Genomic DNA, 13,562 nt, shown 5'->3' with positions numbered 1-13,562 from the left:
ACATGAGTGAAGCTCAGAGACATTTCTTTTATGTTTTGCAGTGCAATGACAATACATTTTATGCAGGTTACACAACGGATGTAGATAGAAGGTTGAAAGAGCATAATGATGGCATTGGTGCTAAATATACAAGGCTTGCAAAGCGCAGGCCTTTACTGTTGTTGCATTACGAGAGCTTTGCCACTAGAAGCGAAGCGATGAAGCAAGAATATGCTTTTAAGCAATTATCACGTCAACAGAAAGAAATATATTTAAGAGGTTGAGTATGTTGTTGGACAATAAATCACGTCGTAGTTTTTTAAAAATGGGCTCATTATTAACGATTAGTGTTGCATTAACGCCCGCGATGGCTGTTTTTTCAAATCATGAAGTGAATCAAAGTCATTCTGATATTTCTCTCAAGCAAGATGTATTACCGATGCGATCAGATGTTCGCTCGTTGGATTTTGATTCTCATAACTTTCTATTAAATTTTAGAGATTAATCGCTAATATCTCGCCATATTTAGGTTTGTAATCAAAAGTATTATCAAAACGATCAATCCCTGCATGAATGCGAGCACAATGCAAAATGCCACCGTGAGTGAATAGTGCAATGGTTTGATCAGCATGTTTTGTTTTGATTTCATTCACAAATTCAACATAGCGCTGATATTGCATCATGAAGGATTCGCCATTGGTGGCAGGTACATTCAGCCAATCATTGAACCAGTTTTGCAGATTAGGATCATCAATGTCATCCCATAATTTTCCTTCCCAATCACCAAAGTTTAATTCCATCAATTTAGGCGCTTGAGTAGCATTTGGAAAACCGCAGAAATTCGCTAATTTAACGCAACGCTGCAGTGGGCTTGTGTAAATGGCATCGAATTCATAATCAGCTAATTGAGCTTTAACCGCTGTAGTTTCATCTATGAATGTATTGCTAACATCGATGTCTGATTGCCCGTAACAAATGCCAGATGCAATATTTAATGATGTATGGCGAATGAGGATCAGTTTCATAGCACTGTATGAATCGCTAGGAATGTAAGCATCATGGATATTTCTAACAATAGAAACAGAGCGCCCGCACAATCGCCTGTATAACCTTGAATTTTATGTTTCATCCATTGCGTGAGGATGAAAAATAGCAATATTGGTGTGATGACTGCAAAAACATACCAAAAACTAGGTAAAAACCAAGAAAAAATGACTAAAGGCAGTAATCCGAATGATAGAGAAACTATGATTTCTGGGGGGCTTGGTTTGCTGTAAATTGCTTGGATTTTGCTTGTATCTTCAGTTCTTGCATAAGGCAAACGTGTTGTAATAAAGCTACTGACCATTTTGCAAAATGGATCAGCAATCAACATAAACATGATCAATAAGCTCGGCTCAATATTGAGCATGATATTGTATGTGAGTAGAAAATAGAGAATGAGCCCTAAAATCGCATAAGTGCCAGCATGGCTATCTTTCATGATGGCGAGAATTTTCTCTTTGGAGTGTCCACCACCAAAACCATCCAAGAAATCACCTAAGCCATCTTCATGCAACGCACCTGTTAAAATCACACGGCTGATGATGGTTAAAACAATGGCAACGGATAATGGTAGGAAAGTACTCGTCGCTAATAATGTTAATGACATGACGCTTGCTGTGAGCCAACCTGCAAATGGCCAATAATAAATGACACGTTTAAAATTGTCGCTAGGCACAGATATGAATCGCCAAATGGGCAAGCGTGTAAAAAATATTAGGGCGGTTGCGAGCATTAACATTTTTTAATGTGAGAGATTCGGCTCTCTTCAAAGCTTTTCATTTGGTTCATCATGCGAACGCTAGATTCCACTAAAGGATAGGCGCAAACAGCACCAGTGCCTTCACCTAAACAAAAATTTAGATGCAATAGGGGCTCAACGCCTAAATATTCCAAAAGTAAAATGTGGCCACGCTCTTCGCTTTTATGGCTGAATAGTGCATATTGTTCCACTTCGTGATTAATTTTAGATGCCATGAGCAGTGAATTACTCATTAGAAATCCATCGATGAGGATTGTCATTTGTAATTCAGCAGCACGCAACATGGCGCCAACAGCCATAATCATCTCTAAACCGCCAAATTCACGCATGACTGACATCGGCGTGACAGGGCCATTGTAACGATGGATAGATTGTTGTAGAACTTCATATTTATGTCGCGTAAAAGTTTCGCTTAAGCCTGAACCAGCGCCAACACATTGCTGTAAGGGAATATTGGTCAATAAAGACATCCAAATGGATGCAACAGAAGTGTTGCCAATGCCCAATTCTCCAATGGATAAGATATTGCAGTTATTTTTTGCCACCATATCTACAATCTCTTCACCATAAGCAAGGGCAAGATTCACTTCTTCTTCTGTCAACGCCGCTTCGTGTAAAAAGTTACGACTGCTTTTGCGTATCTTGCGATCAATAATGCCAAGATTTTTAGGGAAATCATAATCTGTGCCAGCATCAATGATCAGTAGTTTGAAATTATGTTGTGTTGTGAAAATATTGATTCCTGCACCATTTTGTGTGATGTTGATGGCTTGTTGCCATGTGATCTCTTTGGGGCTTGGGCTAACACCTTCGGCCACAATTCCGTGATCTGCCACAAAAAGAATGTGATGGGGATTTTTAAGTTCTGGTTTGAGTGTATTTTGTATGGTTGAAATTTTTCTTGCCGCGCCTTCAAGTTTACCCAACGAACCGACAGGTTTAGCTAAGCTATCAATTCTATCTTGTGCAGTTTTTCTGAATTCTTCATTCAGTGCCTTTATGTGATAACTTCTCATAATTTTCCTTTCAGTTGCATGGGTAAGCCAGAGATCATGAATGTGACATTGTCTGCTTGTTTAGCAATGGCTTGATTCACCCAGCCCAATAAATCTGTGAATCTACGCTGTACAGGATCAACAGAAATGCCGCCCAAGCCAATTTCATTCGTCACAAATATGTAATGGTTATTCTGTTGTGTAAATGCATTAAATTCCGCCATGATTTTGGTGAAAATATCATCTAATGCTTCATCTGAATGATCAAAGAAGAAATTGGTTGTCCATAATGTGATGCAATCAATGACGATGGTTTTTTCATGGATGGAATGTTGGCTTAAAAATTTTTCTTCTTCAATGGTTTGCCATTGTTCACCACGATCTTTTTGGTGGCGCTGAATGCGTTGCAAATAGTCTTCATCCCAGATCCTAGATGTTGCCATATAAATGGGAGCATCGGACAAAGAGAGCGCATAACGCTCGGCAAAACTGCTTTTGCCAGATCTTTGTCCACCTGTGATTAAAGTAATTTGACGTGCCATTATTCAATACTCAATAGAGATAATCATTATTCTAGCATTAAGATAATAATTTATGTGATATTAGCTTAAATATTTAAATCACCGAATAATCCTGTATAAACTAACCAAGTACCAAAAAATGCAAAACAGATGCCCGCTGTACCATCTACATATTGAGTATATTTTTGATATTTAGCTTTAATGCTCGGTAATGAGAATATATAGGCTACGAAGACAAACCAAATAAAGGTTTCAAGCGTGATTAGCCCTAGAATAATGCCTTTTGTGCTTAAATCCATAGAGCCCGTGACAATTGCAGAAAATACACTGACAAAATAAATTAAAGCTTTTGTATTGGACAAATTGGTGAGCAAGCCTTTGAGGAAGAATTTACTATGTACCGTTGGCATTTTGGGTTCTGCGGGCATATGTTTAGCTTTGTGCGCGGCAATGGCTGAGCGGGTTAAAAGGTACGCTAAATAGAGTAAATAGCCGCCACCTAAAGTCATAATGCCACGGTGCAATATTGGCCACTCTTTTAGAAGAATATTCAAGCCTAAAAGTGCCAGTAAAGCCCAAACAAAAACGCCTAAAGTGATGCCGCAAACAGCTCGTAAGCTTTGTCTGCGCGTAGAGCTTGCCGCAACTTGGGAGACAAAAAAGAAATCTGGCCCTGGAGAAGCTAAAGCAACCAACTGAGTGGTTGCGATGGAGATGAGTAGTAAAAACATATTATGTATACTTTAGAATGGATTGAATGGTTTTGATGCGAGTTTTCAATAAGCGCCAATTCCCTTTTTGTATCTGTTTGGTTTCGGTGATAAAGCCAATACCGCAAGCAATGACATTTTTATGTGCAAAATAACTATCAATGTTGGAATCATCGATACCGCCCATAGGAATATAGGTAATATCAGGATAAACACTATTGAGGGCTTTAATCAACTTAACACCACCAGATGCTTCAGCAGGGAAAAACTTCACTAAAGAGATATCATTTGCTAGCGCCATTTCCAGTGATAACGGTGTATTGACGCCAGGAATGATCGGGCATGATTTCTCTTTAGCAAAAGTTAGAATGTCAGGATTGATGCTGGGCGTTATGAGAATGTCCGCGCCAGAATCAATTGCTATGGCAGCACGATCCTTTTGGATAATGCCACCTGCAAGCAATAACGCTTCTGGAAACTCTTTCTTTAATGTGGTTAATATCTCGCTAGAATTAGGCTGATTAAAGCCAATTTCAGCAACAAGGATATTGGCTTCAGCTAATAATTGCATCATTTGTCTTGCCTGATGCACATCATTCACAGAGATTAAAGGGATCAGCTTTGTCGTTTTAAGCGTTGTTAGCCATGTGTTCATTCATTGTGACCTTGCGCTTGTAATGTTTCATGGTAAAGCAACAAAATGCCCATGCGAACGAACTCTAATATCTCTTCAAAATCTTGTTCTGTTTCTTCATCATCCAGCTCTTCATCTTCAAATGTTGTGTGCGAGAATTCGATTAAATCATTCATAAATTCATAAGCATCGCCTTCCAATTTAATATGGTTGATGCCAATGCCGTAAATCAAGCCTTCTGCACAATGTTGTAATGCATTGATTTTTTGATAAACATCGCCATCTGGTAACAATGGTGAAAATGTGAAGTTGAGATCGTTCAAAGATTGTACAGTCTCTTTATACATTGTTACTAAAAGATCACCTTCTTTAATGCCGTCATTGGTGAGGCGAGAAAGTTCTTTGATCCATAATAAAATTGCTTCATTGGGCGCTGAACAAATGTAAGAAATCAGCATTCCTTGAGCTTCTGAGGGATTTACGCCCATCAATACATCTTCATATTCGTTATACAAAATTTCATCGCTCATTATGGCTTCCTTACACTGAACTAAAAACAATTTTTGATTATCCCAAGAATAAAATCTTTAATCCATCACGATTTTATATTTTTTGATACTATATTTTGTTGTAAAATAGAAAATTCTGTATCATTAGTACAACATTTTAGGCGTTTTTCATGAAAGAGCATTTGAAATCAATAGGCTTTTGGAGCATTCTCACAATGGGAACATTAGGCTCTATTGCGATCTCTGAGGATGAGAGCATTGCATTGAATGGCATTATTGAATTATCGCAATCCCCTGAGTTACGCTTAAAAAATACAGTTTTAATTGGTGATTGGTTCATTGAGCAAAATGATATAGCCAAGGCAAGAGAATATTATGATCGTGCCATCAGTGAATATATTGGTGTTCGGACGAATAAAGATTATTTAGAGCTTTTATTAAAAGTTGCTAATCTTGAGAAAGATAAAATGGCAGCAAGGGCCATTTTGACAGAAGCCAAAATGCTGACAGAAAATGATCCCAAAAATGAGTTAGTTTATGCGGATGTTTTGGAATCATTGGTTTGGACTTATGATATTCAAAATAAAGACATTCAAACTGTGACAAGCTTGCTAGAAAGTGCCATTGCCATTCGCAAGAAATATCCTTATACATCAGATTACAGTGCAACCTTGCGGGTTTTAGCTTGGACTTATGAAACACGTGGATTATTGAGCCAAGCGGAATATTATTATAATTATGCGCTGAATAGTGATCTTAAATATTTAGGATTTGGTGATATTCGCACAATCCTAGCGATGGAAAATTTAGCACTTTTTTATATTGATTTCAATGAGTTTGATAAAGCAAAACGCATTTTGGATCAAAAGCATGAGCAGCATTTGGCGAGTAAAACCATCGATTACTATAATTTAGCACGTACAGAATCTATGCTCGGTTGGGTTTTATTGCAAACAGGCAAAGCAGATGAAGCAGAATCCGTTTATCTCAGTGCCCTTAAAAATGTGAATCAAAGCCTGACAAAATCAGAGGATCAACTGCATTATTTTTCATTATCCGCGCTGTTTGATCTGATCTATTTTTATGTCACACAAGATAATTTTGAAAAAGCTTTAGAGTATTACGAACAAGCACAAACGGTGGTTGCTCAAACAGATGGATTAAGTTTAAAAGAGTATGTTGGGGCGCTTGGGCAGAGCGGTATGGAAGAATTAGCTTCCAGTTATGCTTGGGCGATTCTTGCGCAGTACAATAGCATTCAGCGCTTACATGAATACTTAAACAATAGGAAGACGAAATAGATTATGGCTGTTTATGCGATTGGCGATTTACATGGTTGTTATCGTGAGTTTAAAAAATTATTAGAAAAAATTGAATTTGATCATGGTAAAGACCAGCTTTATCTTGTGGGTGATTTAATCAATCGTGGGCCAAAATCAGAGAAAGTACTCTCTTATTTGATGGAGCATACAGATTCTATTTTTCCTGTGTTGGGCAATCATGATCTAGCATTTTTGGTGTATCAAGCAGGTTTGATTCGATTAAAACGCTTTGATACTTATGATGAGATCATTAAAAGTCAATATTTGGATGAATATGTTAAGTTCATTCGCGCACAGCCATTGATGCGTCATATTCCCGAGTTGAATGTGGCGATTTGCCATGCAGGGCTTTATCCAAAATGGAGCATTGACCAAGCATTAAATCTAGCAAAAGAAGCCGAAGCTGTTTTGCAGGATGATGAATTGTTTGCAGAGTTTTTACCAAGAATGTTTGGTAATTTTCCCAATATTTGGCAAGATGATTTAGAAGGCATTGATCGCATTCGCACAATCGTGAATGTTTTCACTCGTATGAGATATTTACATGATGATGGGCGATTGGACTTCGATGCAAAAGCGCCTGTCGATGAAGTAAAAGATTTAATACCTTGGTTTCGTTTCCCTAATCATTTTGAGAAAACTCAAGTGGTTTTTGGTCATTGGGCTTCGTTAGGATTGCACAATGAAAATAATATTATCTGTATTGATACTGGTTGTGCTTGGGGAGAGAAGCTGACAGCATTGCGCTTAGATACTAATCCGCAAATGATCGTACAAAAGAAGCGTAAGAAAGAAGAATAAAAGTGCTCAGTCAATAAACAGCAGATCGTTGTGATCTGCTTTTTAGTTAATATTTACTCATCATTTTTACGTCTAGATCTGTTAACAAAAATAGCTATTAAACCCAAGAGAGGAATGATATATCGTGCATGTGGATATAAATGAGAATTTGTATTACTCATTGCATATAGGAAAGATCTCTGTCCTTCTTTTCTAGATGGGTCAGTTGACGGGAAGAAATTAATCCAAATAGATAAAGTGATTACTACAATAATATCTTTGTTTTTGGATAAGAAATTCATGACAAACGCTTTAAAGTTGAGTTCATCGGGACGCTGTCTTTAATTGTGGCAGCAGCAGGGCAATGAGCATCCACATAGTTCATGAGTTGTTTAAGTTTCTCTTCAGAAGCATCGGAATCAATCTGATAAATCGTCCGAATGTCGCTAAAACCAATATCAAAATCAGGATCACCTTGATAACCACGTGAATCAAAATCACCTTCTACGATGATTTCTAAGGCGCGATAATCAATGCCCATTTTTTTAGCTGTCATTTTTGCTACGATGGATTTACATGCGCCAATTGCACCTAATAAGCCTTCTAGCGGCGTCATGCCAGCATCGTTACTAATGGGTGCAGGTTCATCAAAATGAATGGTGTGATTGCGAGCGGTTACTTCCACTTGGAATTTATCTGTAATGACAGATTTTGCGCGATATACTTTTGCAGATGCTTGTGACATTTTCTCCCCCAATGATATTCAAAATATAAATCTCGCTCTGTGGGAGCGAGATATGATCATAGGATATAAGATTAGATTGGTCTATAGAGAATCTGCCTGTTGCGATTGAACTCTTGAATAACTTGAGTCGCGCAGCCGCCAGAACAGCCTTGGCAACCTGAAGAATCGCTTAAAGATCCGCAGGTTAATGTGAGTTTCTCCACGGTTTTCTTGTGTACCCACATTTCCACCATATTTTCTATGGCGGATTCTGGCATTTGAAAGTGCATTGCCAATTGTGGCAATGTCACTTCTTTGTGCTGAATGATATAGTCTCTAATCTCGATTAAGATCATTGGCAGCAACTCTTTTTAGAAGGTTCTTTGATATGACTTTGTGCAATGATGCTTTGGCTTTGTGAAAAAATATCCACTTTGCCCATCCAACGCAATAGCATGAATAGTGCAAATAGCGCGACTGATAATCCAATCAACCAAATAATTGCAGTGCTTGAACCTAATGATAATAAATGGGCTTGGTAATAAGCAGTGGCTAAAATCCAACCAATGATGAATGTCCAGCTTGCCACTAAAATCGTCCATTTTGTACCTGCTTCACGATAAACAGAACCTAAAGCTGCAACGCAAGGTGTATAAAGCAAAATAAAGATAAGGTATGAGATTACAGCGGCATCTGATTGAAAGTAATCATGGATTTTTGTTACTGTCACATCATCCACTTCATTGGCTTCTTGGATTGCTGTAATGTCTCCATCTGCGGTTTGTCCGCTGATTTGTAAGGGATCCAATAATAAGTCAGGAATGCCTGAAAGATTTTCAGGGATTGTGGCGAATGCTTCTTGTACTTTTGCCCAAAAATCAAAATCCTCACTCTGTCCGCCTTCTGAGTAAAGCGCGTTCAATGTACCGATGACAGATTCTTTTGCAAAAATACCTGTAAATACACCAACGGTGGCAGGCCAGTTTTCTTCTGTGATGCCCATTGGTTCAAATGCAGGTGTGATGGCTTTACCAACGCTGGAGAGAACAGATTTTTCTGTATCTGCATTGCCAATGCTGCCATCTGTACCGATATTGTTCAGCACGCCGAGAATCGCAACCACTAATACAATGGCTTGCCCAGCCTTGTAAATGAAGCTTTTTAAGCGTTCCCATGTGGAGATTAAAGTGCCTTTTAATGTCGGTAAGTGATAAGCGGGTAATTCCATAATGAATGGTGTGTTTGGCCCTTTTAAAATGGAGAATTTCAACGCAAAGCCCGTCAAAATTGCAACAACAATGCCCAATAAATAGAGTAAGTAAACAATTAAACCGACATTTTCAGGGAAAAATATCGCAGCAAATAAAGCATAGACAGGCAAGCGAGCACCACATGACATGAATGGAATCATCATAATGGACATGAGGCGATCACGGTGATTTTCTAATGTACGAGTGCCCATGATGGCAGGGATGTTGCAGCCAAATCCCACTAGCATTGGTACAAAAGCTTTGCCTGGTAACCCTATGGCGCGCATTCCACGATCAACCACCATTGCTGCACGCGCCATATAGCCTGAATCTTCTAAGACGGATAGACATAAAAACATCATGGCTAAAACAGGGATGAATGTTGCGACCGTTTTAATCCCTTCACCGATACCGTTGGCAAGGAAGGTAATGAGCCATTCTGGCGCATTGATGTTTCCCAATAAATGAGCGAAACCATCCACAAAGATTGTACCGAATAGGATGTCAAAGAAGTCAATAAAAGCAGAGCCAATATTGATGGCGATGGCAAACATTAAAAACATGACCAGTAGAAAGATGGGAATACCTGTGATTCTGCCCAAAGCCCAGCGATCAATTTTATAAGTGAGTTGTGAGCTTGCAATGCCGACGGTTTTAATCACTTCTTTAGCGAGTTGGTCGATTGCCTCATAGCGGGAACTTGCTAATGCAATATCTAATTCACCATCTGCGAATGCTGCGATGGATTTGCGTGATTCATTGAGTACAGTTGTATCTGCGGGCGTGAATTGGTCGCTTGTGTAATCACCTTTGATGGCTTCTAACAATAGCCAGCTATTCATTTGGTTTAATACACTATTGTCAGATAATGTGGCTAATTGTGTTTCAATGATGTTTGTGACTTTAGGATCTAAAGTTTTATGTGGTTGGTGATCTAAATATAGCTTTGGATTATAGGCTGCAATGACTTTTTTGAGTTCTTGAATGCCTTCGTTTTTACTAGCACTGATGGCAACAACAGGGCAGTGCAAAGTTTCTTGTAATAAAGCGTGATAGATTTCAAAGCCTTCTAATTTTGCAACGTCCATCATGTTGAGTACAATGATCATTGGGCGTTTGAGATCTAATAATTGAAATGTGAGATATAGGCAGCGTTGTAGATTGGATGAGTCAATGACATTAACGATGATGCTATCATCATTTTCGAGGAGATAATGGCGAACAATGAGCTCATCTTGAGACGTATTGGTGAAGCTATTTTCAAATGAATAGGTGCCAGGTAGATCAACTGCTGTAATTTCTTTATTTTCGACGGTAAATTTACCTGTTTTTTTATCAACAGTAACGCCAGGCCAGTTCGCAACCTTTTGATTGCCACCAGTTAATGCATTGAATAATGTGGTTTTACCACAATTTGGATTGCCTAATAGCGCAATGGTTTTATTTTGCATGATCAATCCTCTAATTCCACTTGAATGGTTTCGGCTTCAGTTTTTCTTAAGCATAATTGAAAGCCGCGAATGGTGATTTGAATTGGATCACCCAATGGTGCTGTGCGCACGATGTTAACTTTACATCCTGGTGTGATGCCCATTGCAAGTAGCTTATTACGATATTGAGCATTGTCTGTATTGAGCTTGGTAATCAGTGCAGTTTGGTTTATGGCCAATTGATCTAAAGTCTTAGTTGCCATCATTGAATTTCCAAATAATTATGATTGACATATAATATCACTGTTGATAATGATTATTAATAGCAAATGATTATTTGTGATTTATGTCAAAAAAAATTTCTATGACCTATAATTGTGCTGTCGAATATAGATGACACAATTTAAAAGTAGCAGGTTATAATTAGCAATTAAATTTATTCTTGGCAGCAGCGTCAATAAAGGAGAAAGCGTGATCACAGGATTTATCCTTCAAAATGGGCGTTTACAACAAATTAAAATCGAAGAGCAAAAGGACATCATAAAAGAGATGATCTGGATCGACTTGGTTGATCCCACAGAAGAAGAGCGTTTGTTAGTAGAAAATCATTACAAATTTGAATTGCCTGAAAAGGCTGAAATTAAAGACATCGAAGCATCTGCACGATTCTATGAAGATGATGATGGTATTCATATTCATAGTTTCTTTTTGAATGACTTTGAAGAGAGTGCAACAAATGTCACCGTTGCCTTTTCAATTTTTGCAGGCTGTTTATTTACAATTCGCGATGAAGATTTGAGTTCATTCCGTTTATATCGTTTACGTGCACGACATCCTAACGTGAATGATATGGATAACTTAGTCAACGCGATGGATATTTTGGTGGGATTGCATGAAACGGCAGTCGAGCATGTTGCAGATGCACTCGAGGGCATTTATTCACGTTTGGAAAATGTTAGTCGTGATGTTTTAGATTACACAAAACAAGGCAGTGAAGGTTCTTCTAATTCGGATGCGAAGAAGCAGAAGAAGGAATCTAAGAAAGATTTAAAAGATGAAGAAGAACAAGAAACCAAAGCGAAAATGGATGATATTTTGGTGTGCATCGCGCGTGAAGAAGATATCAACGGTAAAGCACGTTTATCATTAATGGATACACGCCGTTCATTATCATTCTTAGTACGCGGTCGTTTATTGAATGATGCACAAAATGAAGATGTGCGAGAAATCCTTCGAGATTTAGAATCGTTGACAGGTCATACATCTTTCCTCTTTGATAAGATCAACTTCTTATTAGAAGCAGCAATGGGCCAAATCTCATTGGAGCAAAGCAGAATCATTAAAATCTTCTCCATCGCTTCTGTAGTATTTTTACCACCAACATTGATTGCGAGTATTTATGGTATGAACTTCACAGTGATGCCAGAATTGAATTTTTCATATTCATATCCGCTGTCCATTGCAGGGATGTTTTTATCGGGCATCGCACCATATTTGCTCTTTAAACGAAAAGGCTGGTTGTAATATTAAGCTACAAACAAAAAATCTCGCCAAAAGGCGAGATTTTTTATATCGGGCTTTTAATTTAATTGGTTTTATTCAGTAATTGGAAACAGAATCGCTAAGCCATTACGCATTTCGCCAGCAATTACGCTATAGGTTCTACAAGCTGAATCTGTGCGCATGGTTTCAATGCCAACGCCTTTTGCATAAAAGTATGCAACTTGCTCAGGTTTTAAGAAGAAATGGGAAGAACCTGTGCCAATTAAAATCATTTCAGGCTTTAAAGATAACCATTTGCGGAAATGTGTTTCTGTGATCTCATCAAAGCTCGCGGGCATAATGTCTGTATAAACTTTGCCTTTATAAAGGGCGATTGCGCCTTCATAAGTTTCGCCATCAATGAGTGTGAATTTATTCACATCATATTTTTTAACCGCTAAAAAACCTTCATCTTCTTTACGAAGGTTGGATGTGCCAATGTGTTGTGATTCATCATTCTGTGACATTATTTTCCTTCTTTTTTCTGCAATGTTGTGTGAATGAGGTTTAAAAACTCTTCAGCACTTGTAATGTTCAATGTATCTTCTGCTGACAATGTGATGCCATGTTTTTCTGCAATAGCATCATAACGAACAATGCGATGCGCCACTAAATGTGGGAATACCCAAACAGCAAAATGATCGGGATTGATTTCAGCCCAAGAAGATAAGCTTTGCGCTTCGCAATAATTTTTAATCGCACTGTGTAAGAAATCTGCTTGATAATAGAGCGGCTTTGGATATTTTTGTGCACGATCAATCAAGGTGGACATCATGTTATCTGTTGCTTTCAAGTAAACTAATAAGCATTCATCAGCAACATCTTGAATCACTTCAGGTGCATCGAGTTCACATACACTGCCACTGAAATCACAGATAAAGTTAGGATAACCATAAATATTTGTCGCACGATTAATAAAAGCTTTTGTATCTTCCATTGCTCTGATTTCTGCTGTGCGATGAGCTTGTAAACGTGCTAAAAATTCATCTAAAGGCAATCCACCTTTATCTAATGCGCCCACCATGCCAATGAACATGGAGATCGCACTTAAATTATCGAACGTAACATTCGGTGAAATAAAAACTGAATCGTTTCTCAATAATTTAGCCAGCGCTGGGCTTTTCATCGCTTCAATTTTTAATAGATCTGTAATTTCTTCATGCAAGTATCGTGTGCCAATTCGGTAATCAATCGAATAATGGAACCATTCATCTTTGGGTAATAAGTTGGATAGTGTAGTTTTGCCAACACCGCTCATGCCCATTAGCGCGATGCGTTGATTGTTTTGCTCTAAAAAATTATACGATTGCATGGTCTTTTATTCGTTGAATGGAAATAGTGGGAAAAGCATTATAGCGAATT

At 38.2% G+C, this 13,562-nt stretch carries 18 protein-coding genes; 5 read left to right on the top strand and 13 right to left on the bottom strand.

Annotated elements, in window-relative coordinates; translation table 11 throughout:
* Window positions 1-2: 2 nt before the first annotated feature.
* Together ACA100_RS10675 and ACA100_RS10670 are read left to right on the top strand one after the other, a co-directional pair.
* Window positions 3-263 carry a GIY-YIG nuclease family protein gene (locus ACA100_RS10675; RefSeq protein ID WP_481077694.1) on the top strand — a complete coding sequence of 87 codons (261 nt, stop codon included), beginning with the start codon at window positions 3-5 and terminating at the stop codon, window positions 261-263.
* Window positions 264-265: 2 nt separating this feature from the next.
* Entirely contained in the window at window positions 266-484 is a 219-nt protein-coding gene (locus ACA100_RS10670) for a twin-arginine translocation signal domain-containing protein (RefSeq protein WP_481077693.1), read from the top strand.
* Here ACA100_RS10670 and cobC read toward each other — a convergent pair.
* From cobC to ACA100_RS10635, 7 genes are all read right to left on the bottom strand, one after another.
* Window positions 474-1,004: an alpha-ribazole phosphatase gene (gene cobC, locus ACA100_RS10665; protein ID WP_481077692.1), complete on the bottom strand. Its 531-nt coding sequence runs from the start codon at window positions 1,002-1,004 to the stop codon at window positions 474-476. The genes ACA100_RS10670 and cobC overlap by 11 nt on opposite strands.
* Window positions 1,001-1,756, bottom strand: coding sequence for an adenosylcobinamide-GDP ribazoletransferase (locus ACA100_RS10660; protein ID WP_481077691.1), 756 nt, complete (start codon window positions 1,754-1,756; stop codon window positions 1,001-1,003). The genes cobC and ACA100_RS10660 overlap by 4 nt, the downstream gene beginning before the upstream one ends.
* Window positions 1,756-2,799: a nicotinate-nucleotide--dimethylbenzimidazole phosphoribosyltransferase gene (gene cobT / locus ACA100_RS10655; protein WP_481077690.1), complete on the bottom strand. Its 1,044-nt coding sequence runs from the start codon at window positions 2,797-2,799 to the stop codon at window positions 1,756-1,758. Before cobT ends, ACA100_RS10660 begins: the two co-directional genes overlap by 1 nt.
* Window positions 2,796-3,320 (bottom strand): bifunctional adenosylcobinamide kinase/adenosylcobinamide-phosphate guanylyltransferase, encoded by a 525-nt coding sequence (gene cobU, locus ACA100_RS10650; RefSeq protein WP_481077689.1) that lies wholly within the window; start codon window positions 3,318-3,320, stop codon window positions 2,796-2,798. Before cobU ends, cobT begins: the two co-directional genes overlap by 4 nt.
* Window positions 3,321-3,385: 65 nt before the next feature.
* Window positions 3,386-4,030 (bottom strand): LysE family transporter, encoded by a 645-nt coding sequence (locus ACA100_RS10645; protein WP_481077688.1) that lies wholly within the window; start codon window positions 4,028-4,030, stop codon window positions 3,386-3,388.
* A 1-nt stretch (window position 4,031) separates the two neighbouring features.
* Window positions 4,032-4,664, bottom strand: a complete 633-nt coding sequence (gene eda, locus ACA100_RS10640) for a bifunctional 4-hydroxy-2-oxoglutarate aldolase/2-dehydro-3-deoxy-phosphogluconate aldolase (RefSeq protein WP_481077687.1) — start codon at window positions 4,662-4,664, stop codon at window positions 4,032-4,034.
* Window positions 4,661-5,173 (bottom strand): UPF0149 family protein, encoded by a 513-nt coding sequence (locus tag ACA100_RS10635; protein ID WP_481077686.1) that lies wholly within the window; start codon window positions 5,171-5,173, stop codon window positions 4,661-4,663. Before ACA100_RS10635 ends, eda begins: the two co-directional genes overlap by 4 nt.
* Window positions 5,174-5,322: 149 nt before the next feature.
* Here ACA100_RS10635 and ACA100_RS10630 point away from each other — a divergent pair, with 149 nt between their 5' ends.
* Window positions 5,323-6,453, top strand: a complete 1,131-nt coding sequence (locus tag ACA100_RS10630) for a tetratricopeptide repeat protein (RefSeq protein WP_481077685.1) — start codon at window positions 5,323-5,325, stop codon at window positions 6,451-6,453.
* A 3-nt stretch (window positions 6,454-6,456) separates the two neighbouring features.
* Window positions 6,457-7,275, top strand: a complete 819-nt coding sequence (locus tag ACA100_RS10625; RefSeq protein ID WP_481077684.1) for a symmetrical bis(5'-nucleosyl)-tetraphosphatase — start codon at window positions 6,457-6,459, stop codon at window positions 7,273-7,275.
* Between the two features lie 277 nt (window positions 7,276-7,552).
* Here the strand turns inward: ACA100_RS10625 and ACA100_RS10620 are convergent, their stop codons facing one another.
* The 4 genes from ACA100_RS10620 to ACA100_RS10605 all read right to left on the bottom strand — a co-directional run bounded on the left by ACA100_RS10620 (window position 7,553) and on the right by ACA100_RS10605 (window position 10,924).
* The gene (locus tag ACA100_RS10620) at window positions 7,553-7,999 is read right to left on the bottom strand and encodes an OsmC family protein (protein WP_481077683.1); all 447 of its coding nucleotides are present in this window, start codon (window positions 7,997-7,999) and stop codon (window positions 7,553-7,555) included.
* A 71-nt stretch (window positions 8,000-8,070) separates the two neighbouring features.
* On the bottom strand, window positions 8,071-8,334 hold the full coding sequence (locus tag ACA100_RS10615) for a FeoC-like transcriptional regulator (RefSeq protein ID WP_481077682.1): 264 nt from the start codon (window positions 8,332-8,334) through the stop codon (window positions 8,071-8,073).
* On the bottom strand, window positions 8,331-10,679 hold the full coding sequence (feoB, locus tag ACA100_RS10610) for a Fe(2+) transporter permease subunit FeoB (RefSeq protein ID WP_481077681.1): 2,349 nt from the start codon (window positions 10,677-10,679) through the stop codon (window positions 8,331-8,333). Before feoB ends, ACA100_RS10615 begins: the two co-directional genes overlap by 4 nt.
* A 2-nt stretch (window positions 10,680-10,681) precedes the next feature.
* A complete protein-coding gene (locus ACA100_RS10605; protein ID WP_481077680.1) occupies window positions 10,682-10,924 on the bottom strand; it encodes a FeoA family protein in 243 nt (80 codons plus the stop codon).
* Window positions 10,925-11,129: 205 nt separating this feature from the next.
* On the opposite strand from ACA100_RS10605, the gene ACA100_RS10600 reads away from it, so the two are divergent.
* Window positions 11,130-12,182: a magnesium and cobalt transport protein CorA gene (locus ACA100_RS10600; protein WP_481077679.1), complete on the top strand. Its 1,053-nt coding sequence runs from the start codon at window positions 11,130-11,132 to the stop codon at window positions 12,180-12,182.
* Window positions 12,183-12,253: 71 nt separating this feature from the next.
* Here the strand turns inward: ACA100_RS10600 and ACA100_RS10595 are convergent, their stop codons facing one another.
* Window positions 12,254-12,667 (bottom strand): Mth938-like domain-containing protein, encoded by a 414-nt coding sequence (locus tag ACA100_RS10595; RefSeq protein ID WP_481077678.1) that lies wholly within the window; start codon window positions 12,665-12,667, stop codon window positions 12,254-12,256.
* Window positions 12,667-13,512: a hypothetical protein gene (locus ACA100_RS10590; protein WP_481077677.1), complete on the bottom strand. Its 846-nt coding sequence runs from the start codon at window positions 13,510-13,512 to the stop codon at window positions 12,667-12,669. Before ACA100_RS10590 ends, ACA100_RS10595 begins: the two co-directional genes overlap by 1 nt.
* Window positions 13,513-13,562 lie beyond the last annotated feature (50 nt).

Source organism: Wohlfahrtiimonas sp. XWW7, from assembly GCF_056716055.1.
The sequence above is the reverse complement of the archived record's forward strand: the minus strand, read 5'-3'. Positions and strand labels throughout refer to the sequence as shown.

Excerpts from the sequence above, each read along its gene's own strand:
- ACA100_RS10675 (WP_481077694.1), top strand. The coding sequence starts at position 3 with ATGAGTGAAGCTCAGAGACATTTCTTTTATGTTTTGCAGTGCAATGAC.
- ACA100_RS10670 (WP_481077693.1), top strand. The coding sequence starts at position 266 with ATGTTGTTGGACAATAAATCACGTCGTAGTTTTTTAAAAATGGGCTCA.
- cobC (WP_481077692.1), bottom strand. The coding sequence starts at position 1,004 with ATGAAACTGATCCTCATTCGCCATACATCATTAAATATTGCATCTGGC.
- ACA100_RS10660 (WP_481077691.1), bottom strand. The coding sequence starts at position 1,756 with ATGCTCGCAACCGCCCTAATATTTTTTACACGCTTGCCCATTTGGCGA.
- cobT (WP_481077690.1), bottom strand. The coding sequence starts at position 2,799 with ATGAGAAGTTATCACATAAAGGCACTGAATGAAGAATTCAGAAAAACT.
- cobU (WP_481077689.1), bottom strand. The coding sequence starts at position 3,320 with ATGGCACGTCAAATTACTTTAATCACAGGTGGACAAAGATCTGGCAAA.
- ACA100_RS10645 (WP_481077688.1), bottom strand. The coding sequence starts at position 4,030 with ATGTTTTTACTACTCATCTCCATCGCAACCACTCAGTTGGTTGCTTTA.
- eda (WP_481077687.1), bottom strand. The coding sequence starts at position 4,664 with ATGAACACATGGCTAACAACGCTTAAAACGACAAAGCTGATCCCTTTA.
- ACA100_RS10635 (WP_481077686.1), bottom strand. The coding sequence starts at position 5,173 with ATGAGCGATGAAATTTTGTATAACGAATATGAAGATGTATTGATGGGC.
- ACA100_RS10630 (WP_481077685.1), top strand. The coding sequence starts at position 5,323 with ATGAAAGAGCATTTGAAATCAATAGGCTTTTGGAGCATTCTCACAATG.
- ACA100_RS10625 (WP_481077684.1), top strand. The coding sequence starts at position 6,457 with ATGGCTGTTTATGCGATTGGCGATTTACATGGTTGTTATCGTGAGTTT.
- ACA100_RS10620 (WP_481077683.1), bottom strand. The coding sequence starts at position 7,999 with ATGTCACAAGCATCTGCAAAAGTATATCGCGCAAAATCTGTCATTACA.
- ACA100_RS10615 (WP_481077682.1), bottom strand. The coding sequence starts at position 8,334 with ATGATCTTAATCGAGATTAGAGACTATATCATTCAGCACAAAGAAGTG.
- feoB (WP_481077681.1), bottom strand. The coding sequence starts at position 10,679 with ATGCAAAATAAAACCATTGCGCTATTAGGCAATCCAAATTGTGGTAAA.
- ACA100_RS10605 (WP_481077680.1), bottom strand. The coding sequence starts at position 10,924 with ATGATGGCAACTAAGACTTTAGATCAATTGGCCATAAACCAAACTGCA.
- ACA100_RS10595 (WP_481077678.1), bottom strand. The coding sequence starts at position 12,667 with ATGTCACAGAATGATGAATCACAACACATTGGCACATCCAACCTTCGT.
- ACA100_RS10590 (WP_481077677.1), bottom strand. The coding sequence starts at position 13,512 with ATGCAATCGTATAATTTTTTAGAGCAAAACAATCAACGCATCGCGCTA.